The organism is Kibdelosporangium philippinense (genome assembly GCF_021390435.2).
Classification (GTDB): Bacteria; Actinomycetota; Actinomycetes; order Mycobacteriales; family Pseudonocardiaceae; genus Kibdelosporangium; species Kibdelosporangium philippinense.
Genome location: NZ_JAJVCN010000001.1, coordinates 291,016 through 312,438, shown reverse-complemented (window position 1 = coordinate 312,438; position 21,423 = coordinate 291,016). Strand labels below are relative to the sequence as shown.

The 21,423-nt window shown below is 63.7% G+C and carries 19 protein-coding genes; 5 read left to right on the top strand and 14 right to left on the bottom strand.

What is annotated here, in order from left to right; all coding sequences use genetic code 11:
* Positions 1-302 precede the first annotated feature (302 nt).
* A complete protein-coding gene (locus LWC34_RS01490) occupies positions 303-827 on the top strand; it encodes a helix-turn-helix transcriptional regulator (RefSeq protein ID WP_308199947.1) in 525 nt (174 codons plus the stop codon).
* Between the two features lie 18 nt (positions 828-845).
* On the opposite strand, the gene LWC34_RS01485 is transcribed toward LWC34_RS01490, so the two are convergent.
* Entirely contained in the window at positions 846-4,220 is a 3,375-nt protein-coding gene (locus tag LWC34_RS01485; protein WP_233722585.1) for an ATP-binding protein, read from the bottom strand.
* Between the two features lie 258 nt (positions 4,221-4,478).
* On the opposite strand from LWC34_RS01485, the gene LWC34_RS01480 reads away from it, so the two are divergent.
* Together LWC34_RS01480 and LWC34_RS01475 are read left to right on the top strand one after the other, a co-directional pair.
* Complete coding sequence (locus tag LWC34_RS01480) at positions 4,479-5,495, top strand: GntR family transcriptional regulator (RefSeq protein ID WP_233722584.1); 1,017 nt, start codon at positions 4,479-4,481, stop codon at positions 5,493-5,495.
* 533 nt (positions 5,496-6,028) lie between these two features.
* A complete protein-coding gene (locus tag LWC34_RS01475; RefSeq protein ID WP_233722583.1) occupies positions 6,029-7,039 on the top strand; it encodes a DUF222 domain-containing protein in 1,011 nt (336 codons plus the stop codon).
* A gap of 97 nt (positions 7,040-7,136) precedes the next feature.
* Here the strand turns inward: LWC34_RS01475 and LWC34_RS01470 are convergent, their stop codons facing one another.
* From LWC34_RS01470 to LWC34_RS01450, 5 genes are read right to left on the bottom strand one after another with little or no spacing between them, the layout of a single operon-like run.
* Positions 7,137-7,910, bottom strand: a complete 774-nt coding sequence (locus tag LWC34_RS01470; RefSeq protein WP_233722582.1) for a class I SAM-dependent methyltransferase — start codon at positions 7,908-7,910, stop codon at positions 7,137-7,139.
* 23 nt (positions 7,911-7,933) lie between these two features.
* Positions 7,934-8,299, bottom strand: coding sequence for a DUF4180 domain-containing protein (locus tag LWC34_RS01465; RefSeq protein WP_233722581.1), 366 nt, complete (start codon positions 8,297-8,299; stop codon positions 7,934-7,936).
* Between the two features lie 13 nt (positions 8,300-8,312).
* A complete protein-coding gene (gene asnB, locus LWC34_RS01460) occupies positions 8,313-10,148 on the bottom strand; it encodes an asparagine synthase (glutamine-hydrolyzing) (protein ID WP_233722580.1) in 1,836 nt (611 codons plus the stop codon).
* A 1-nt stretch (position 10,149) separates the two neighbouring features.
* Positions 10,150-11,142, bottom strand: a complete 993-nt coding sequence (locus LWC34_RS01455) for a methyltransferase (RefSeq protein ID WP_233722579.1) — start codon at positions 11,140-11,142, stop codon at positions 10,150-10,152.
* Positions 11,143-11,151: 9 nt separating this feature from the next.
* A complete protein-coding gene (locus LWC34_RS01450) occupies positions 11,152-11,610 on the bottom strand; it encodes a PhzA/PhzB family protein (protein WP_233722578.1) in 459 nt (152 codons plus the stop codon).
* A 103-nt stretch (positions 11,611-11,713) separates the two neighbouring features.
* Between LWC34_RS01450 and LWC34_RS01445 the strand changes: the two genes are divergently transcribed.
* A complete protein-coding gene (locus tag LWC34_RS01445) occupies positions 11,714-12,550 on the top strand; it encodes a PhzF family phenazine biosynthesis protein (protein WP_233722577.1) in 837 nt (278 codons plus the stop codon).
* Between the two features lie 179 nt (positions 12,551-12,729).
* Here the strand turns inward: LWC34_RS01445 and phzG are convergent, their stop codons facing one another.
* The 6 genes from phzG to LWC34_RS01415 all read right to left on the bottom strand — a co-directional run bounded on the left by phzG (position 12,730) and on the right by LWC34_RS01415 (position 18,156).
* The gene (phzG, locus tag LWC34_RS01440; RefSeq protein WP_233722576.1) at positions 12,730-13,317 is read right to left on the bottom strand and encodes a phenazine biosynthesis FMN-dependent oxidase PhzG; all 588 of its coding nucleotides are present in this window, start codon (positions 13,315-13,317) and stop codon (positions 12,730-12,732) included.
* Positions 13,314-13,619, bottom strand: coding sequence for a hypothetical protein (locus LWC34_RS01435; protein WP_233722575.1), 306 nt, complete (start codon positions 13,617-13,619; stop codon positions 13,314-13,316). Before LWC34_RS01435 ends, phzG begins: the two co-directional genes overlap by 4 nt.
* Positions 13,616-15,454: an anthranilate synthase family protein gene (locus LWC34_RS01430; RefSeq protein ID WP_233722574.1), complete on the bottom strand. Its 1,839-nt coding sequence runs from the start codon at positions 15,452-15,454 to the stop codon at positions 13,616-13,618. Before LWC34_RS01430 ends, LWC34_RS01435 begins: the two co-directional genes overlap by 4 nt.
* Positions 15,454-16,077 carry an isochorismatase family protein gene (locus tag LWC34_RS01425; RefSeq protein ID WP_233722573.1) on the bottom strand — a complete coding sequence of 208 codons (624 nt, stop codon included), beginning with the start codon at positions 16,075-16,077 and terminating at the stop codon, positions 15,454-15,456. Before LWC34_RS01425 ends, LWC34_RS01430 begins: the two co-directional genes overlap by 1 nt.
* 15 nt (positions 16,078-16,092) lie before the next feature.
* The gene (locus tag LWC34_RS01420) at positions 16,093-17,082 is read right to left on the bottom strand and encodes a ParB/RepB/Spo0J family partition protein (protein ID WP_233722572.1); all 990 of its coding nucleotides are present in this window, start codon (positions 17,080-17,082) and stop codon (positions 16,093-16,095) included.
* A gap of 477 nt (positions 17,083-17,559) precedes the next feature.
* On the bottom strand, positions 17,560-18,156 hold the full coding sequence (locus LWC34_RS01415) for a copper resistance CopC family protein (RefSeq protein WP_233722571.1): 597 nt from the start codon (positions 18,154-18,156) through the stop codon (positions 17,560-17,562).
* A 132-nt stretch (positions 18,157-18,288) separates the two neighbouring features.
* Here LWC34_RS01415 and LWC34_RS01410 point away from each other — a divergent pair, with 132 nt between their 5' ends.
* Positions 18,289-20,196, top strand: coding sequence for an AfsR/SARP family transcriptional regulator (locus LWC34_RS01410; protein ID WP_233722570.1), 1,908 nt, complete (start codon positions 18,289-18,291; stop codon positions 20,194-20,196).
* On the opposite strand, the gene LWC34_RS01405 is transcribed toward LWC34_RS01410, so the two are convergent.
* Positions 20,164-21,075, bottom strand: coding sequence for an IS3 family transposase (locus tag LWC34_RS01405; protein WP_233722569.1), 912 nt, complete (start codon positions 21,073-21,075; stop codon positions 20,164-20,166). The genes LWC34_RS01410 and LWC34_RS01405 overlap by 33 nt on opposite strands.
* Positions 21,072-21,389, bottom strand: a complete 318-nt coding sequence (locus tag LWC34_RS01400; protein ID WP_233722568.1) for a transposase — start codon at positions 21,387-21,389, stop codon at positions 21,072-21,074. The genes LWC34_RS01405 and LWC34_RS01400 overlap by 4 nt, the downstream gene beginning before the upstream one ends.
* Between the last annotated feature and the right edge of the window lie 34 nt (positions 21,390-21,423).

Here is a 21,423-nt window from a genome sequence, read left to right as displayed (position 1 = left end):
TCTTCTGCTTCGACCGTCGATGAGCTTGAATACGTCAGCCAGGTGTGAGGCCAAACCGGATGTATCCGGACATTCCGCCGTGTGGGTGACCCCTGTCACCACCGCCGTCAAGGTTACTTGCGGGTTCGTTCAAATCGCGGCAAGAGTTTATGAAGGCCTTTGGCCAAGACTTAATCCCATTCCACAGGCGAGCATGTCGGGAAGGCGCGATGGAACGGGTAAAGGTCGTCATACAAGCCACCGATCCCATCACCTACGTTGGGCTATCCAGCTACCTCCAGCAGAGACCGGAGGTCGTAGTGGTGGAGAGTCGGGATCAGGCCGACGTCCAGGTGCTGTCAACCGAGCGGGTGGGGCCGGAAGCGTTGGCGCGGTTGAGGAATTCGGCAGCCGACGGGGGGCTGCCGACCGTCCTGATGACCGGCGAACTCGGTGACGCGCCACTGCTGACTCTGGTCGAGTGCCACGTCGTCGCGATTCTGCCGAAGAACTCCGTCACCGGAGACCAGCTTGTCGACTGCATCGTGGCCGCTGCCGCAGGCAACGGCGTCATGCCCCGCGATGTGCTCGGCAGCCTGCTGCGCCGGATCAAGGTCCTGCAGCAGGAAGTACTGGCGCCCAACGGGTTGAGCGCGTCCGGCCTCGAACCTCGTGAGGTGGACGTGTTGCGGCTGATCGCGGAAGGCTGGGGCACTGAGGAGATCGCCAAGGAACTGGCGTACTCCGAGCGGACCGTGAAGAACGTCATCTTCAACATGACCAGCAGGCTGCACCTGCGCAACAGGGCACACGCGGTGGCGTACGCCCTGCGAGCGGGCGTCATCTAGGACAGAAGGGCCGTGGCGTTACATGCCCAGCTCGGCCAGTCTGGCCGACGTGAAGTCCAGGTCCCAGTGGGCCCCGACTTCCGCGAAGATCGCCGCGGCCTCGGCAAAAGCGGTGCGGGCATCGGCCATCAGCCCGCGTTCGGCGAACAGCTCGGCAACGTCGCCGAGCGTCGACGCCAGCTCGACCGGCCTGCCGACGCGCCGATAGTGATCGGCTGCGACCAGGCCAGGCTCAGGATCTCGCGTGAGCAGCGCGGTACATCGGTTCAACGCGCAGAAACCGCGCGCGGGCACCGGTTCCTTGGCAGCCTCGAGCTCGAGCACGTCGACGGCCTGCTCGACCCGTTCCCAGTCGCCCATCTTGACGGCGATCCGGACCAATGCGGGCAACCACTGGTGGCGCAGCATCATTCCGGCGAACGTCGACTGCAGGATAGGCGCGAGTTCCTCGTACCCCCGTCGTATGTCCCCCACCTGGACCGCGACGAGCGCGCGTGCGGCAAGGACGAAGTCGAAATTCTCCAGCTCCGCCTTGGTGGTCACCAGATAGTGCTCGGCCACGTCAAGGTGTGCGGTCGCGGCGATGTGATCGCCACGGCGTCCCGAGATCAACGAGAACAGCCCGTGCAGCAACAACCGCGCCGGGCCCGCGTCGATCAGACCGGCGTACGTGATCGATGGCCCGTCGCCCGAAACCGTGTTGAGCGCCTGCAACGCCTCGTCCCACCGGCCGCGCCAATAGTGGTGCACCGCCGCGGTCACGTGCAGTCCGATCGGCAATCCGTTCACCGGGGACAGACTGGCTGCCATGCCAAGCATCGCGTCGGCTTCGTCGAGCCGGTCAAGGTTCTGCAAGGTGTAGATCTTGTTGTCCAGCAAGTCGTACTGCAGACCGACGAACTCCTTGCGGTCGGTGATCAGATCGATCGCCTCGTCGACGTGCCGCAGCGCCGCGACGTGATCCCGTCGCATGGAGTCGACGAGCCACCTGGTCTGCAACGCGTGCGCCGCATAGAAGTTGTCGCCCGCGCTGAGTGCTTCCTCGTACGCGTCCTTGGCGGCAACCTCCGCGGTGTCGATATTGCTCATGTCGCGCCGCAGGTATGCCAGCAAAGCCCGGTATCGCAACTGCCACGCTTCCGGCAACCGTGGATCAACCGGCACTTCGGTCAGAATCGCGACCGCCTCGACCCGCCTGCCTTGCCGGTACACGATCGCGGCGAGCAACTGCCGGACCTCCGCGGCCAGCACCGGATTCGTGCAGATCGCCAGCGCGTGCCGTGCTTTCGCCTCCGGGTCACGGGAAAGCTGGAACAGCACCCGGATTTCCGCTGCCTGCAACACTTCCCGGTGCGCATCGCCGATGTCCAGGGTGTCGATCACCTGCTCGATCAGATCGGCGGCGACCTGTGGGGCGCGGCCGGACAGCTCGTTGACGTGTTCGGCCAGCCACCCGGCCACCCACGGTTCGACGTCCCCACCCGAAGCAACCAGTTGCTCGGACACGCGATGCGGTGGCGCGCCGGCGTCAGCGAGAACCTTGGCAGCCTGCCGATGCAGCACACCTCGGGTCGGCCCGGCGACGCCGCCGTACACGGTGTCGCGCATCAGCTGGTGCCGGAAAGTCAACTTTGGACCGTCCTCGAGCAGGACGTTGGCGTTCACCGCATCGGTCACCGCGCGAACGAGATACCACACTGGACGCTCGGAGACCGCGGCGATGTTGCCGATCGTGGCCTCGGGGCCGAGCACGGCGACCCAGACGAGCATTTCCTTCGTACTGTCGGACAACGACTTCGAGGACCGTTCGACCGCGGCGACGAGCGAACGCGGCGCGTCCTCCGCTTTGGACTCGTCTATGTAGGCGACGCCGTCCACTATCTCCACCGCGCCGTCGAGCACCAATGCGTTCACGACTTGCCGCATGTACAACGGGTTGCCGTCGGCACGGGCGGTGATCCGGCGCAGCACTCGACCTGGGCGCGCGCCGACCAGTTGGGTCAGCAGAGTCTCACTCTCCACAAAGGAGAGCGGCCGCACGTTGATCGCGCCACCTCGTTCCACGCCACTTTCGATGTAGTGGCGCAGCTCGGTCAGATCGTCACGGCCGTGGCCGGTGTTCGCGGCGCAGATCAGCAGCAGCGGCAGCCGGTTCGTGGCCTCGCAGAGCCGCCGCCATGTTTGCACGGTGTCTTCGTCCGCCCACTGCATGTCATCGAGGACAAGAACAAGCGGCCCGGTCGCGCAAATTCGTTCGACCATCGAACCAATGGACTCACCAGCGGGCAGCTTGCGGTCCAAGCCGAGGCATTCCAGCATGATCTGCAGCGGGAACCGGCCGGCCAGCTCGTCGGCGACGGCCCAGCCGATCTGCAGGTCGCTTGGTTCGATGTCGCACAGCGCGGCACCGAGCAGATCGGACTTGCCAATCCCCGGCTCACCTTCGATCCAGACCGCGCCGCCGACACCTTCACGCACACCGGCAAGCCGCTCACGGACCTGCTCGAGTTCCGCACGCCTGCCGACGAACGGCTGGCTGCCAACCCGTGTGACGGTGCATGGCCGGACATCGAGCCGTGGCACGTCCGGCTCGGCCGTATACATCTCATTGCCCGCCAACACATCGGCGTGCACCTGGCACAGGTCCGGTCCTGGATGCGCTCCCAGTTCCCGCAACAGGGTCGCTCGCGCGTCGGCGAAGACGTCGAGCGCCTCGGCGTGTCGCCCGCTGCGAGCCAGCGCGATCATCAGCAGTTCCCGCAACGACTCCCGCAGTGGATGGTCACGAACCAGGACTTCGAGGTCCGCGGCGAGCTCGACGTGATCGCCCAGTTCCAGCCGCGCCCTTGCCAGCGTCTCAACGGCCCGCAACCTGGCCTGTTCCAGGCGTGCGCGCTCCTGCTCGGCGAACGGCCCCGGCACACCGGCGAAAGCCTCGCCGCGCCACAACTTCAGTGCGTCAGCGAGCTTTTCGGTGACACCGCGGTGGTCTGCCCGTGCCGCCAACGTGTTCGCCTGCTCGCAGAGCTCGTCGAACAGCGTGACGTCGACCTGATGGGAGTCCACTCGCAACGAATAACCGTTTCCAGAGGACACAATGAGTTCGCGGCCAAGCTGAGCAAGGGTGCGCCGCAACCCGGACATGTACGTGTAGACGCTGCCGTCGGCGCTGGCAGGCGCGGAGCGGCCCCACACCGCTTCGACCAGCTCAGCACGGGACACCGTCTGCCCGGACCGCATCGCGAGGACAACGAAAACCGCGCGTTGCCGAGCGGGCCCAAGCCCGATCTCCGTATCGGCGTCGACCACTCTGACCGGGCCAAGCAACTCGACCCTCGGCCCGGTTGACCGACCTTGCTCCCCCAGTGCACTCGTTTCCATCCCGAGAGGCACAAGGTCAACCCTACCGCAGGTTGATCGCGCCATACTTTTCGCAGTTTCAATGGCACAGGTGAAGCACCTTTAAAGCGTTTCACTCCAACAAGATCATTTCAATTTGACCCCGGCTTTACTCGTTCTGTTAGTCCATAGTGGACAAGTTCGTTGATTCGCGCACGGCTCGGGAGTCTTTCGGGCAAGACTGATTCCAGTAGACCGACCGGTCAGGTAATCCTGTCCTGAGTAGCCGTCAGGTCCCCCAAGGAGTTCCCCGTGTCGCTCACTCTCTCCGAAGCAGCTGGTGCGGTACAGACAGGCCACGGCCAGCCGCCCGCGCTCGGCCTGTGGTCGACCGCCGACCGTGGCCGCACACTCGTCGTGCACGTCCCGCACAAGCAGAACGAGCGGATCGCCGATATCTCAGTGACTGAGAACTCGCGGTCAGTCCTCGTCGAAGTGATCCGGATAGGCGTGCAACGAGAAGGTGACGCCCGGCTGGTCCGTTCGACCCGAACCGTGAAACTCTCGGCACCACTCGGCAACCGCAGACTCGCCATGACCTGGGATGGTGCCCGCGTTCCCCTGCTGCAGGCAGTCCCGGCCGGAGGCGAAGACGCACAGGAGTCGGCGGCCGAGCGCGCGAAGAAAGAACTGGTCACGCTGATCGACAACCTTGAACCAGGATCAGCGCTGCCATCGGAGCGAGTCCTGTCAGAGCGCCTCGAGATCGCGCGAATGACGTTGCGGCACGCCGTGGACGAGCTGACCCTCGCCGGAAAGGTCTCGCGCCGAAGGGGAAGCGGGACGTACGTGGCGGAGTCGAAGCTGCTCTGCCGGATCACCCCGGATGGCCTTGACCTTGATCCAACGACCCCTGGAGCGGGCTTCGGGCACGTGCACGTGGTCAGGGATGTGGTCGAAGCGGAAGAAGACGTCGCCGCGGACCTCGGGATCGACACCGGGGATCTGGTACTGAACATCGGCAGGCTGTTGCTGGTGGACCACAGGCCATTTGGCCTGGTTTCGCGGCATATCCCGGTCGCCAGGCTGTCCGAAACCCCAGGGGCGCCAAGTGCCCTGCGGTGGTTCTCCGAGCGTACGTCCAGGGTGGACACCCGGATCCAGCTCTCGACAGCCACGCCAGCCGAGGCCCGGTTGCTGGACTTGAGCCAGGTTCAGCCAATGCTCGCGTGGCACAAGATAGCTTTGGATGATCAGGATACGCCTTTGGAGCGGACACGGGTGCTTGCTCGGGGTGACCGGGTGGTGCTGGACCTTTCCGGGCAGTGAGGTCTGGGAGCGATTCCACGATCGGTCCACTGTGTACGTAGTGGCTGGGGCCACGGGCACAGTGGGCCGATCTCGCTTTTGCGGGCGGCGCGGGTAACGACAGGTACCTAGTACAGCTGGCTGGGGCGGCGCCGATTTGACACGGGACCCCCTCGCGGCGTGCGCGGGGAGGAAAGGTGTAGACCCCCAACCGAATGCCGCTGCCCTTCTTTGTGGCGCGAGGGGCCTCCCCTCACCGCAAGTTTGAGCACGCCGCTACCCCATGTAAAATCGGCGCCGCTCTGTGCCCACCTTTTTCGACGTTCCTTTTTCCGGCCTACTTCTTCGCGCTGGAAATCAACCTTGACCTGGCTGGAACGTAACCAACACAGGGCAACCAGCGCTGAAACCGAAGCATCGAGCTGGAAGCCGAACTCCAACGTAACCAGCAGCGCTAAAGCAAACAGTCATATTCGATAAACAGCGCAAAGCAACCACCAGCATTCACCCAATCTGGCGACGTTTCTTGACAGAACTTCCGGTAAACTGAACACATGAGCGAACAACTTCTGATGTTTGTTCGAAAACCGGAAGAACCTCCAGACATCCCACTAGCCGAAATGAACGACGAGCAACTGCTCAATTTCATCAATTACCACTATCAAGCCGAATGTAGCTCCCAGGGCAAACTAATCCAGGGCCTGGCCCGCTTCACCGAACTTCGGCTACCAAAGCGTCCCGGGATTCACATAGGCGATGGCGCTGCCGAAGAAATAGCCCTTGAGTTGTGCATGAGCCCAACTACAGCAGCCAGGAAACTCTGCCAGGCGAAGACAATGGCGGCTCGGCTACCCAACACTGTCGACGCATTGGCCGCTGGCGAGATCGATTACATGCGCGCCAAGGCCATGCATGATGCAACCGCCGAACTGGAGCTGCACCAGGCAAGCGAGGTTGAAAAGCGTGTTCTGGATGATGGGAGGCAGGAGAGCCTCCTGCGGTTCAAACTGGGCATCAAGCGCGAGGTTCTTCGAGCCGATCCCGATGCCGAGCAACGTCGCCAGTTCGCCAAGGCCGATCGCAACGTCATCGGTACCGACCGACCGGACGGTATGGCGTGCTTGGACGTCATTCTTGAGCCGCACGAGGCACAGGCTGCCTACGACCAGATCAATCTTCTGGCCAACCAAGCGAAAACTCCTGAGCGCAGTCTTGCTCAGTGTCGGGCCGATGTTTTCATGGATCTCGTCATGGGCAAGTCGGGCAAACGGGCGGCGGTCAACGTCAACGTCCTCGTTCCGCTGAGTACGCGCGCGAACTCGCCAAAAATGCCACATGGCGGCGTGTCATCACCGATCCGGTCGGGCAAGTGCTTGAAGTCAGCCGCAAACGTGTCCCGACGCCGGGGCTACGGCGGCACATCCAGGCCAGGGACAAGGTCTGCCGTCAACCTGGCTGTGAAGTCCCCGCTGAACACTGCGAAGCCGACCACACGAAAAGCTACGCCAGCGGAGGAATTACGGGCGAAGGCAACCTTGCCACCCACTGCAAGCGGCACAACCTGATGCGGGTGCGCAGCGGCTGGCAACTAGACCAACCGCTACCCGGCACCCTTGTCTTTCGTACGCCTGCCAATCGGACCGTCATCTCCGGTCCGGCGCGCTACGACGTCCCGCCCTTCTGACCCCAGGCGGCGATCCCGAGCCACGTGTAGTCCACAAAGGATGGGTCACGGTAGGCCGCATGAGCTTCAGTCAGCTCTTCCCACGTGATCAGCCCAGCCTCGACGGCTCGCGAGTCCGTGAGTTGCATTGTGGCGCTTACCCAATTGGCCATCGCCGTACCGCCCAACACCGGCGGGGCACAGAGTTCAGCGCCGCAATCAACCAGCCCTGCGGCAATCAAAGGCTGCGGGAGCGTACGAACCCATTCAGGCTCCGAGCCCAAACCCCGGCCATAAATGGCCAGCCCTGCGGACATGGCACGGCCAACCACAGTGCGACTGGACAACGACGGCGTCGGAGCGCCACCCTCAACCAGCAACGTCCCACCAGGCTTCAGCCAGGAGACCATGCGCTCCAAAGCCCTCTGCCGAGCTGGCAGATGCTCAAGCACATACCGGCAATGAATGAAGTCGAACTCGCCAGGAGCATCGTCGACCAGCACGTCATGGCGAAGCACCGTGACCCCCAGCGACGTCAAAGGCGTCAACAACTCGATGGTCAGATCGGTCACCACGACCGAACCGGCACGTGAAGCCAAGGCGCGGGCAATAGAACCCGCGCCCGCCCCTACCTCAAGGCAAGACCACGAAGGCTGGATTCCGATCCGATCGAGGTTACGGATGCTGATCGGGTCGAAGACCTGCTCGAGCAGCGCCAGTCTCTGTTGTTCGGTGACGTCCGCCGGGTCGACGAACTCGTGCCATTGGGCCACGCCTTACTCTGCCTCTGGTCGCCTCAGCGGCGCAACAGGCCCGCGAGCTCGTCCATGTCCCGAACGAACCAGACATGCCGCCCTTTGTTGGTCTCACGGACCCAGTCCTGGAAGGGCTTGCTTTCGTACCCCGACACGTCGCCGAGGATCGCGAGGCCCACGCCGTAGCTGGTGAACTTCTGGGCGATCATCCCGGCGAACCCGGAGCTCAGGGTGAAGAAATCCGAACACAGCCGACTGGTCGGCACGACCGCCCACTTGGCGTCGGCGCCGTAGTGCCCAGCGGCGACGATAAGATCCATCGCGTCGTTCTCTCCTGCCACGGGTGGGCCGTCCGAGCCGAGTACGAATACCGGAACGTCCTCAATGTGTTCGAGTTGATCGGTCACGTCCCCCAGCGTACTAATCGGGGCGATCGATTATCGGGTTGTACATGTCGGCCCAGTGGTACAGATCAAGGATCCGATCGATGCCCCTACGGACATTGCTCGGCATCGAAGCAGGGTCCATGGCGATCGCGTCGGTCAGCCAGTCCCAGTCGATCAAGGACATCGCCAGGTGGTCACGATCAGCGAGCACTTCCTTGACCTGGGACTGCAGTTCGGTGTTGTACCGAGGGTCCTGAGTGGACGGGTACGACGCCTTCAGTCTGTTCTGGACCGATCCGGGCACGACGTGCGAGGTGGCGTGTCGCAGCAGGCTCTTCTCCCTGCCGTCGAAGGACTTCAGCGCCCACGGTGCATTGTAGACGTATTCGACGAGCCGGTGATCGCAGAACGGCACGCGGACTTCCAGGCCAACGGCCATCGAGATCCGGTCCTTGCGGTCGAGCATCATCCGGACAAACCGCGTGAGATGCAGGTACGAGATGGTCCGCATGCGACGCTCGAAGTCGGAGTCCGAGTCAAGGTGCTCGACGGCGGCGACGGCATCCGAGTACTGCGCGGCCATGTAGCCGGGAATGTCCAGGTGACCGCGGAGATGCGGGCACATCAGCGCCGCACGATCGCCACTCATGGCGCTTTGGTAGACCAGCCACGGGAAGTTGTCCGTACCCACCACGAACGGATCGTGGAACCAGCGGTAACCGCCGAAGACCTCATCAGCCGACTCGCCAGACAAGGCCACAGTGGACTCAGCCCTGATCGACTCGAACAGCAGGTACAGCGAAGTGTCCATCTCGCCGAAACCGATGGGCATGTCCCTTGCCGCGATGACCTTGCGGCGCAGCCCGGGATCGCAGAGCAAAGCCGACGACAGCGTGACGAACTTGTGCTGAGAGTTGACCATCGAAACGACGTCACGGATGAACGGCGTGTCCGGGGTGTCACGAGCCTCATCAGCCCGGAACGTCTCCTCCCTGCCGATGAAGTCGACCGAGAAGGTGCGGAGTTCGGAGCCCAAAAAGGACGAAGCCAAACCGGTGATGGCACTGGAATCCAAACCACCTGACAACAAGACACACCGCGGCACGTCAGCGACCAACTGCCGTTCAACAATGTCAGTCAGCAGCTCTCGAACATTCCCGACAGTGTCCTCAAGGGAGTCACTGTGCGGCTTGGGTTCCAGCCGCCAGTATGTCCGCGCCGTGATACCAGCACGAGACACCGTCAGAATCTGGCCAGGCTCGACCTCGTACATGCCCTTCCACAGCGCCCAACGCGGCGCCTGAGTGAAAGCAACGAGTTCACGCAAGCCATCCATGTCCACAATCCGGGGAACATCCGGGTTGGCGAGGATCGCCTTCGGTTCGGATCCAAAAAGGACGCCATCCGGCGTCGGATAGTAGTAGAACGGCTTGATACCCAGCCGATCCCGGACCATCACCAGCTTCTGATCCCGCTCGTCCCAGATGGCGAACGCGTACATCCCATTCAACCGCGACGCCAGACCAGCGTCCCACTCAAGGTACGCATGCAGCACAACCTCGGTATCGCTGGAAGTCCGGAACTTGTGCCCCAAGCCTTCCAAAGCGCGCCGCAGCTCGGTGAAGTTGTACGTCTCCCCGCTGTACACCAATGTCACAGCGCCGCGAGGAGTGTCCACAGTCATCGGTTGCTGGCCGCCGGGAAGGTCAATGATCGCCAGCCGACAGTGCCCGAGACCCACATGCCGCCGAATCCAAGTCCCAGATGCATCAGGCCCGCGACAGGACATCGTGGCCGTCATGTCGTCCACAACGGACCGCCGAGTCGTGAGGTCGGCCGTGTAGGAAACCCAGCCCGCGATGCCGCACATGTCAACGCGGCCTTGCGATGATGGCGGTGGTCTCCACCGGCAGGTCCGCGACCCGCTCGACCTCAAGACCTGCACGCTGCAAAAGGGACGTGAACTTCTCGACCGTCCGATGCCTGCCGCCGTTGGTCATCAGCAAATGCAAGTCCCACAAAGCGGGCAACATCGTGGAACCCGAGTCCACAACGACCCGTTCCAAGATGATCAACCGTCCATCAGGGTTCATCACCTTGCGACAGTTCTCGAAGACCCCGACAATCGAGTCGTCACTCCACCCAGCCAGCACGCGGCACAGGAAGTACACGTCCCCGCCCTCCGGCACCGCCGCGAACATGTCGCCGGAGAACAACTCGACCCGGTCGAAAGCTGCCAAGTTCTGCCGTGCCACCGGAATCACGTGCTCACGATCCAGCAACTTCGCCCGCGCGCTCGAAACCGCGGACAGAATCGCCGCGGTCAGCTGACCAGGGCCGCCACCAACGTCCACAAAGGTCTTCCCAGAAAGATCGACGACATCTGGGACGTAGTCGAAGAACAGGTTCCCGGCCTTCATCGCGAGCTGAAAACGCTTTGTAGCTCCCGGATCCTCGCCGAGATACGTATAAAGCGGTGAACCGTAAGCGATCTCGAACCCGGCAGTGAGCGTCTTGATGCACTCAACGGCATGCCCCCAGGCGGTGTAGAACTCCTCGCCATACAACAGGCACATGTCCCGCAACGAGTCAGGATTGTTCAACAGCACCGAGCTCACCGGAGTGTTGCGGTATCCCTGCACGCTATCGCCTTCGAAGACCCCGACCGCGACCAGCAGGCGCATCAGCCGGTGGATGCCTTCTTCGACCGCGCCGGTGGCCTCGGCGAGCTGGGCATTCGTGGTCTTGCCGTCTTCGATCAGGTCAGGGATGCCGAGTTTGACGGCCGTGTGCAGGCACTGCGCGCGCCAGCCGCCGGTGATCAGTTCGACGGCCTCGGTGGCCGCCTTCAAGTCGACCTGCACAACAGACTCCTATGTCGGGATGCCGCCGCGGTTGATCACCGGTACCTCGATGCCAAGCGCCCTGAGCTGGTTGAACGGGTTCATGAACTCGCGCTGGACGGCGATTTTGCCGTCACGCAGGTCGAAGGAGTGGATGAAGTGGTTGCGGTAGTGGCCGGGCGGGTAGGCCGGGTAGAGGATCTTGCCTTCGCCGTCGCATTCGGCCCAGAACCGGTTCGGGTCCTGGGTTTCGAAGATCTCGATGTTGAACCAGACCCAGTCGGGGAACATCCGCAGCGACCATTCGCCGTGCGCCTTGAGTTTCTCGTGGCCGACCGACACGATCGGCTGCCCGGTGTCCCCTGTGTACAGTCCGGCGCTGCCGTCCGGTGTGAAGAGCAGGTAGCGGGTCAGCCGGTTCTCGCCCTGCCTGCCCAGGTAGTCCTCGACGACCGCGCGATGGATTCGCCGCAGCTCAGTGTCATTCATTTCGGACCTCCGGACTATTGGTAACGACTGGCCGGTAAAATTGTCAAACCATGTCCAACCACGGAGTTGGACATGCGCCGGACCGCGAAGCTAGCGTCGAAGAATGCATGACTACGTGGTCGCTGACGTATTCACCGACACCATGCTCGAAGGCAACCCGCTCGCCGTTTTCCTGGACGCAGCCGATATCCCGGCCGAGCGGATGCAGCGGATCGCACGCGAGCTGAACCTGTCGGAGACGGTGTTCGTGATGCCGCCAGAAAGTGGCGGCGACGTGCGGCTTCGGATCTTCACGCCGGTCAACGAGCTGCCGTTCGCCGGACACCCGACGATGGGCACGGCGTTCGTCATCGGCGAGCTGACCGACAAGATCAGCATAATCATGGAAACCGGCATGGGTCTCGTCCCGTTCGAATTGGATCGAGTCGACGGAAAAGTGCAATGGGCACGAATGCGGCAGCCGATTCCAGAATGGCAGCCGTACGAGAAAGCCCCGCATTTACTCGAAGCCCTCGGCTTGGAAACCTCAACCCTGCCGATTGAGGTATACCGGAACGGGCCCCGGCACGTATTCGTCGGTCTGCCCAATGTTCGGGCGTTGTCGGCGCTCCGGCCAGATCTGCTGATGCTGGCCGACCACTTGGACATGGCCGCGAACTGCTTCGCGGGCGCGGGATCCGAGTGGCGGATGCGGATGTTCTCCCCCGCTTACGGTGTCGCGGAGGACGCGGCGACCGGATCGGCCGCCGGACCGCTCGCGATCCACCTCGGCAGGCACGGCCTTGTGCCGTTCGGGACGAGGATCGAGGTCCAGCAAGGGGTTGAGATGGGTCGGACGTCGAAGATGTACGCGCAGGTAACTGGCGCCGCGAACGAGATTGGCCTTGTCGAAGTGTCAGGCCAGGCCGTCGTGATCGCGCGGGGGACAATGCTGATCTAGACGCCGACGTGACGCCGATGCACGGGCTCCCTCCCTCCGGAGTTGGAGCCATCAGCTGACCTGTGCAGGAATGGTCGACACGGTGTTCCGGAATGGTCGACACGGTGTTCCGCAACGGTCGACACGGTGTTCCGGAACGGTGGACACGGCGGTTCGAAGTTCGCCACGTGCCGGTACTTCTAGGGCTGTAGGCGGCGGCTTGTCCAGCCGTGGCCGTTTCGGTCGTATCTCAGCCGTCGGTGCAGCCTGTCCTTGCTGCCTTTCCAGAACTCGACGATGGATGGGACCAGCTCGTAGCCCAGCCACTCGACCGGGCGCGCAAGCGTTTGCGCGCTGTCGGCCAGCTGCTGGGCGCGGGCCCGCAAGGCCTCCTCGTCCTCAAGCAAGGCGCTCTGGGAAGCGGCGACGGACATCGGGTGCGTGCTGGGATCGCGGGCGAACCACAGCTCGTCGCAGTCCTCATCGGACAGTCGGGCCACCTGCCCGGCAATGATCAGTTGCTGGCTCGTCTCGCGCCAGTAGAACACCCCCGATGCCCACCCGGTCGCCGCGATGTCCTGGCCTTTTTGGCTGCCTGCGTGGCTCGTGAACACCCAGCCGGTGTCCGTGAGCTTGATCGTTTGCACGATTCGGTTGGACACCACGCCGTCGGCATTTGCCGTGGCCAGGGCCACCACGCCCGGCTCGCGGACTGCCTCCTTCGCCGCTGCGAACCAGGCGGCGAACAACTCCATCGGGTCGGCGGGTGGGTGATCGAACTCAGTCACGGCAGCTCCACCACCCCGCCGTCGACGCTGGCCTCGACGTCGAACCGGATTCGCTCGGTCGGCGGGTAGCCGATCAACTCGGCTGCTTTGTGCGGGGGTAATTGCTGGTCAGGGGCGGGTGGGGTGTCCCACAACATCACCGCGCCCCACCTGTTGCCCGCGTGGTCGGCGATCCAGACCTTCAGACGCAGGCCGGGCACGTCCGCCCAGGGTTTGACGCCTTCGTTGCGCAGGTAATCCCGCAAGGAGTCGATGGTCTGGGTCGAATGGGTCAGGTCCCACCAGGCGATTGTCGCTTTCATCGGTCGAGCACCTCCTTGATCCGGGTGGCCAGGATGCGCGGCCCGTCGAGGGTCAGCACGGACTCGGCGTGGAACTGCATCGACGCGAAGTGCGGTCCGCGCAAGGCATGGACCTCGCCCGTGCTGACATCGCGGCAGATCTCGACCTCGCCGACCTTGTCCTCATCGCTTCGGGCAGCGAAGGCGTTGTAGAAGCCGACAACCTCGTGGTCACCGAACAGGTCGATCTCCTTCTGAGTGCCCTGATTGGACACGTCACAGCGATACACGTTCAGCCCGAGCTGGCGGCTGAGTACCTGATGGCTCAAGCAGACCGCGACGAACTTGCGGCGCTCGGTCAGCAGCTGGCCGATCGCGTTGTGCAGGTGAGCGATCCGCGGATGCGCCATGTCCAACGGATCTCCTGGGCCGGGACCCATCACGACGAGGTCGGCGTTGTCCCATGTGTACGGTTCGTCGAAACGTTTGACCCGCACACAAAGGCCGAGCGAGCGCAGCTGGTGCGCGATCATCGCGGTGAATGTGTCCTCGGCGTCGACAACCAGCACTTCCAGGCCATGCAGACCTGGATCCGGCAGTGCCGCGAGGGTTCCGTCGAGCCAGAAGTCCGCCAGGCCGGTGGTTCGCTGCTGTAAGGCTGCCTGCACATCGGGATCGTCGCTGAACTGGTTACGTTTCCCGACATCGAACGCGGCAAGCAGCCCAGCAGCCTTCGCGCGCGTTTCCTCCACTTCGGACAATGGATCCGAGTGCCGGACAAGCGTCGCGCCTACGCTGATCTTGACACGACCGGTGTGCTCGATGTCCGCGGTCCTGATCATGATCGCGGAGTCCATCGCCCTTGATCCGCCGGGATTGCGGCCGATCAACGCGAGCACACCGCTGTAGTAACCGCGGCCACGCTGCTCATACCGGCTGATCACACGGCACGCGCTCTCCAGTGGACTACCGGTCACAGTTGGCGCGAACATCGTCTCCCACAGGATCTGCCGCGGGTCGCGTGTGGACTTCCCGGAGATGAAGTACTCGGTGTGCGCGAGCCGGGCCATTTCCTTGAGGAACGGGCCGACGACCCGGCCACCACCGTCGCAGATTCGGGCCATCATCTTGAGTTCCTCGTCGACGACCATGTGCAGTTCGTCGTTTTCCTTGGTATCGCTGAGGAACTCCATCAAACCGGCGAGTGTCGGCCCAGTCGGCGGGTAACGATAAGTGCCACTGATCGGGTTCATCACCGCGACGCCGTCATGTAAGCTGACGTGCCTTTCCGGTGTGGCGCCGATGAAAGTGTGGGTTCCAGTGTGGACGATGAACGTCCAGTAGGCGCCCGACTCGTGTTCACAGAGCCGCCGGAAGAAGGTCAGCGCGCTGGCTGCACGGTATCCGGTGATGTTGGCGATGTAGGAACGTTTGATGACGAAGTTCGCGCCGGTTCCCTCGCCGATCTCGTCCTCGACAATGGCACGGACAGTGTTGGCGTAGGTCTCATCGCCAACGTCGAAGTGTCCACCGGCGAGCTTGATCGGGACAACCGGAATCCGCGCGAGCACTTCGTGCATCGGAATGACGGCCTGCTCGGTCACCCGCAATGCGATCAACGGCGAACCGTCGTCAAGGAAGTCGAATCCACGCTCGGCCAGCTGCCGGTATGGCACTACGACAAGGACTTCGTGGCCGGGTTCAGAGGCTGGTTCGAGTGGGATGTCGCCTAGTTTGTCCGGTGTGGACACCTCGCCGACCAAGACGTCCAGCCGGTCGTGGCCGATGGTCGACGGCCGGTGCAGCAAAGCGAATGGCGGTGGCTCGGCGGCCAGTACCCGGTCGAGCAGGTCCATTACGGCAGGACCTCCTTGGTCGTCAACACGACCGCGCACCGCTCGGCGGCGTACGTGATGGCCATCCGGTGGTAGTCCTCGTTGAAGTCAGCGACCGCGTCCGCGACCATGAAAGCCTGGATGTCGTTGGTGAAGGCGTCGACCGCGCTCATCAACACGCCGACGTGCGCGTAGACACCGCAGATGATCAGCTGATCCCGGCGCTGTTCCCGCATTCTGGCCAGCAGGTTCGAGCGGTGGAACGCGCTATAGCGCCACTTGGTGAAGACCCAGTCTTCCGGTTGCGGCGTCAAGGGTTCGACGACTTCACGGTCGACCGGCTCGACCCGCATGCCAGGTCCCCAAAAGTCCTTGAGCAGCCCGCGTTGTTGCGGCGTCATGCCACCGGGTTGAGCCGTGTACGCCACCGGAACTTGGAGCTCACGGCAGCGGTCGACGAGCGTCGCGATGTTGCCGACGAGTTGGTGGGCAAGGCTGTCCGGGAAGGGCCGGAGGAAGTAGCGCTGCATGTCGTGGATCAACAACACCGCACGTGCGGGGTCGGTGAGCCAGGTCGCGGTGTTCGGGGGCAGATCGGCGATCGCAGGCATCGGGTACGGCGCGATCGCGGGAATCCCCACCATTGTGTTTTCTCCTTGCTAGGGCGCCGTTCTTTCCAACTGCTCAGCGACCGTGCGCCAGACCCTCGCGCATTCCAGCGCCGCTTGGGCGATCGTTCCCCTGGCGTGCGGCGGCACATTGCGGACCAGCAAAGCCCATCGGTCGTTGCTCATCGCGTGCACGTCAAGCAGGCGCAGCAAAGTCCGACCGGTTTCGGAGAACCGGAGCGTCGGATCGGTGCGCAGGTACCGCATGATCGTCACACGGTCCGGTAGCGGCAATGGTTGCGGCGCACGGGTTTGCGGCTGACGCTTTTCTTCGACCTTCTTGACGTTGCTCGGCTTGCGGATCGTCGGATCCTCGCCGCGCAACAACCTGGCTCGGACAGCTCGTGCCGTTTCCGGCGAGATGCCCGCGGCCTTGGCGACTTGGCGGAGCGACAGATTTGGGTTCTGCCGCATGAGGTTCATCGCCTGCCTGCGCTTCTCCAGGCTGTTGATCGGGCGGACCCTGCCATCCTGGCCAATCCGGCTATCCGGCTGCGGAACCTTGGCACCGCGCCGCACCTCGCCGATTGTCTTGGCAGACAAGCCAGTCACACTCGCGATCAACCGGTCTGACCAATGTGGATGGCTCAGCACGATGTTCTTCGCGGCAGATTTGCGTTCCGCTAAGGACAGTGGCAGCCCGTGCGAGACGTTCGCGCGTACCGCGAGGACGAACGCGTCGGCTTCGTCGCCGTCGAAGAAGCGGACCGCGATGTCGTGCTGATTGCGGAGTTTGGCTGCCCGCAAGCGATGCACCCCGTCAATCACGCGCATCGTCTGCCGGTGCACGATGATCGGCGGGAGTTCGTCCGGCGTGTCGGCGAGGACGCGGACGTGTTCCAGGTTCTCACCCGCGATCCTGGGCGACCCGGCCACACGCAGCGCCCTGATCGGAATCCGCACCACCGCGGAAGCGCTCACGTTACTGTCGAGGCAGTCGAAATCTTCCCGCGGAAGGCTGACAGCAGCGAAGTTGGTCACCTCGACCTCCAGTACTCGAACGAACCCGGTAATCCGCAGATGGGAACCAGATTCGCAGTGTGCTGGAGCGCGCACCAGTGAGCGGGCCATGAGGCCAAAATGAGGGATTGTGTGCCCCTATATGAGTTTTTCACCCCGTAGATTCATCGACCGGAATCCTACGGTGGCGAAATTCCCGGGCCCGGCGCCGCTCCCCACAATGCGATTTGATGTGAAGCACACAGCCTGGCTACTGCCATTGTGGTCCCGATGGAGACTGCGTCCATTTTTCGAGCAGCCGCAAAGCAGAACCAAAAATACGGGCAGGGCCTGCGGCCGCGGCCGCACCTCCGCTTGGGGTGACTGGGCTTTTCACGCCGTTCGGGGGCCAGCTCCCTGGCCGGTCTTCGGCGGGTTTCCGCTGGCCAACGCAGCCTTGGTTGCTCCCAAACGTCAACTCAGTCCTTCGACAGGGGTGTCGAGCAAGCGCTTGGCCGCTCAGGACTTCGCCGTTTTCCCTTTTCCGAACCTCATGCCCGCGAATACACCCAGTCCGATAATCACAATCGCGCCGACAATCCAGACCCAGGCCGGAATTCCACCGCTGTCTTCGTTTTCCTGGGCAGCTGGGGTTGGTGTCGCGGTTGCTACCGCTGATCCGTTCTGGCCCGGTTGGGTCGCCGATGTCTCCGTGGGTGGCGAAGTGGTGGTGGTCGGGGTCGTCGTAGTGGGCGCTGCCGCGGGCACCGTTAGGGTGAATGGCACCTTTCCGGTCAGGGGATGACCGTCTCCGGAAATAACCCGCCAATTGATCGTGTACTGGCCTGCCGGTCCAATTGGCGTGACTGGTGCCGTGACCACCGCTTTGTCGACCGTCACCTGCCCTACCGTCCACTGCTCGCCGCCTGGGCCCGCGACCGACACCGCGCCAGGTTCGACCTGGACCGGCTCGCTGAACGTGAGCTGGATTTGGGACGGCACCGTATTGATCGACGAGTTCTTCTGCGGATCGCTGCTCTTCAGCGACGTGTGCGCGAGCGCAGGGGCGGCGGTGCTCAGTAGCGCTGTCGCGCTGAGCAGCAGTGCGGCGGACATGCGCTTGAACATGTGGTGGCCCTTCACGCCTGAGGTAGTCGGCTGGCAGCAGACTTTAGTTCCCTGCGATCCGCGTAGAACTCAGTGGAACTACCGATTAGACCGATTGGGGCAGCCTCGTAAGCTACTGATGTGCTCGCCGTTCGGGTGCTGGGACCGATCGAGGTCGTCGCCGGGGATACCAGGGTGGATCTTGGCGGCTCGCTGCCGCGCAGGCTGCTCGCCGCGCTCGTTTCCGCTGGTGGGCAGGTGGTTGCCGACGATCGGCTGGCTGAGCTGGTGTGGGGTGCGAAGCCTCCGGCGAAAGCTGCCGCGACACTTCAGGTCTACGTTTCCCGCCTTCGTCGTTCGTTGGGTCCTGAGGGCCGTGACCTGCTGGAACGGGACGGCTTGGGCTATCGGTTCGACGCCGCGCGCGGTTCGGTCGATGCTTCCCGGTTCGCTGAGTTGATCGAGGTCAGTCGTGGGTTGTCGCCTGGTGAGGCGATGCATGGGTTGAGCGAGGCTTTGGAGCTGTGGCGGGGTCAACCGTATGCCGATCTTGCCGATTCGGACGAGGTTGATGCTGCCCGCGGTCGCCTGACTGAGTTGCGTGAGGTGGCACTTGAGGAGCGCGCTGCGGCTCGATTGTCCAGCGGTGATGCCACGGGCGCCGTGCCTGACCTGGAGGAACTCGTGCGCGCGGCGCCTTTGCGGGAGCGGCGGTGGGCATTGCTGGTGCTCGCTTTGTACCGCGTTGGACGGCAGGGCGATGCGTTGGCCGCCCTACGGCGTGCTCGGGCCGTGCTTGCCGAGGAATTGGGCGTTGATCTGGGCGCTGAGCTGCAGGATTTGGAACGGCAGGTGCTCGCTCAAGATCCATCTCTGCGGAAGCGGCCGAGCGGGCGGCCGCTGACTTCTTTCCTCGGCCGTCACTCCGAAATCGACACCATCGACGGCCTGTTCCACACTCAACGGCTGATCAGCCTGGTTGGCCCGGCCGGGGTCGGCAAGACTCGGCTCGCCGTCGAATATGCCGACGATCCGTGGTTCGCACGGCTGGCCGATGTGCGTCAATCTGGTGAGTTGCCCAGTGTCGTGGCCGATGCGATCGGCCTGGTCGCTGTTCGGGACGATCCCGTCTCCGCGGTCATCCGGGCCATCGGCGACCGCTCTGGCCTGCTAGTTCTGGACAACTGCGAGCACATTGTCGAGGCGGTGGCCGATCTCGTCGTCGCGTTGCTTCCGCACTGTCCTGAGCTGCGGGTTTTGGCGACGAGTCGTGCGCCGCTCGGGGTGGATGGCGAGGTCACGGTCGCGGTTCAGCCGTTGCCGCTGGAGTTTGCCGAGGCGTTGCTGGTGGATCGGGTGCAGGCGGTTCGGCCAGGGTGGCAGCCGACCGACGACGAACGGACGCAGGCGAGCCGGATCAGTGTGGCGCTGGACGGGCTGCCGCTGGCGATCGAACTTGCCGCTGCGCGGGCGCGGATGTTCGGACTTGGCGAGATCGCTGAACGTCTCGACGATCGGTTCGCCGTGCTCGGTTCGGTGCCTCGGGGGTCGTTGACCGCGCACGCGACCCTTGAGGCGGCGATCGGGTGGAGCGTGGATCTGCTGTCCGATTCGGACCGTTCGTTGCTGCTTCGCCTGTGGCCCTTCGAAGGCGGGTTCACGCTTGAGGCCGCTGACGCGGTCCGGCCTGCCGGGCAGAGCGAAACGACATTGGAGCTATTGTCCTCTTTGGTCACTCGGTCCGTTGTGGTCGCCGATACCCGGGAGATGCCCACTCGGTATCTGATGTTGCAAAGCGTGCGTGCCTACTGCCAGTCGATCGACCCGGATCCTGCTGTGGCACAACAGGAACACGCTCGTTGGGTCAGGGATTTGGGCGGACGTTGGGTGATCGCGGTCCGCGCAAGGCGCGCGGGCCAGATCATGCCTGCCGTCAGCCGCGAGTTGCCGAACATTCGCGCGGGTTTGGCGTATCTGCGTGAGCACTTGTCAATCCCCTCAGATCGTGGAGACGGTTTATGCCACTTCGGTTCTGACCTGCGTCGCTGATACTGCTCGTGCGTGTGCCATCTGATGCTCGAACGGGATCGGGGCCAGGCCGTCGTTGGCGCTGTGCCGGCGGGTGGTGTTGTAGAAGTCCGCGATCCAGGTCGCGACCTTGATCCGCGCCTCAGCTCGGGTAGTGAACCGGTGTCGGTGTACGAATTCGACCTTGAGTGTGCTGTTGAACGCCTCGGCCGCGGCGTTGTCCAATGCGGACCCGACCCGGCCCATCGACTGCACCACACCCAGCGTCCGGCAGGCCGCCGCGGTCGCTGCGGCGGTGTATTCCGATCCGCGGTCGGTATGGAAGATCACCCCGTCCACGTCCCCGCCCCGGGTGGTCGCGGCCATCCGCAGCGACGCCACCACCACAGCCGCGTCATGGTGGGCGGACATCGCGTAACCCAGCATCCGGCGGGAGAACAGATCCTCAGTGGTCGCGAGATACAGCGGCCCCTCATCGGTGTCGATCTGCGTGACATCCCCGCACCACAACACATCCGGTGCCACCGCGGTGAAGTTCCGCCGAACCAGATCGCGAGCCACTGGCCGTTTCCCCGGCCGGGTCAGCGACCGCCGGCGTTTCGGCGGTCGTCCGGCCAGACCGAGCTCGACCATCCGCGCCGCCACGGTGTTCTCCGAGACCTTCCAGCCGGCCTCCCGCAGGTCACGGGTGATCCGGGGACTGCCATAGGTCTCACCCGAAACAGTGAACAACCTCCTGATCTGCTCATCCAACTGCTCCCGCCGCTGATCACGGGCAGTGGGCTTGCGGTTGATCCACTTGTAGAACCAGGACTGCGAGACCTCCAAGGCCCGGCAGGCGATCGCATGCGGGACACCGTGCTTGGTCCTCTGGGACGCGATGAACTCCGCCACGATCACTGGTTCATCGCGTCCTTCACCCACAGGACCACGGAGCGCTTGAGCACATCACGCTCCATCTCCAACTCGGCCTTCTCCTTCGCCCACTGTGCTCGTTCGGCCCGCAGCCGGGCCAACTCCGCACGCTCGGCCTCGTTCAACCCGTCTGCGGGCTGCCCGGTCTGGCGCCGGTCGGCCTGTACCCAGTTGTGCAGGGTGTACGCGCTGATCCCCAGATCCCGTGCGACCTGCGCCACCGACTTGCCGGTCTCGGACACGATGCGCACCGCACCCGCCCGAAACTCCGGATCAAACCGGCGCCTCTTATCTCCCACGACCTGATCATCTCTCTTGGTTCAGGTCTCCACG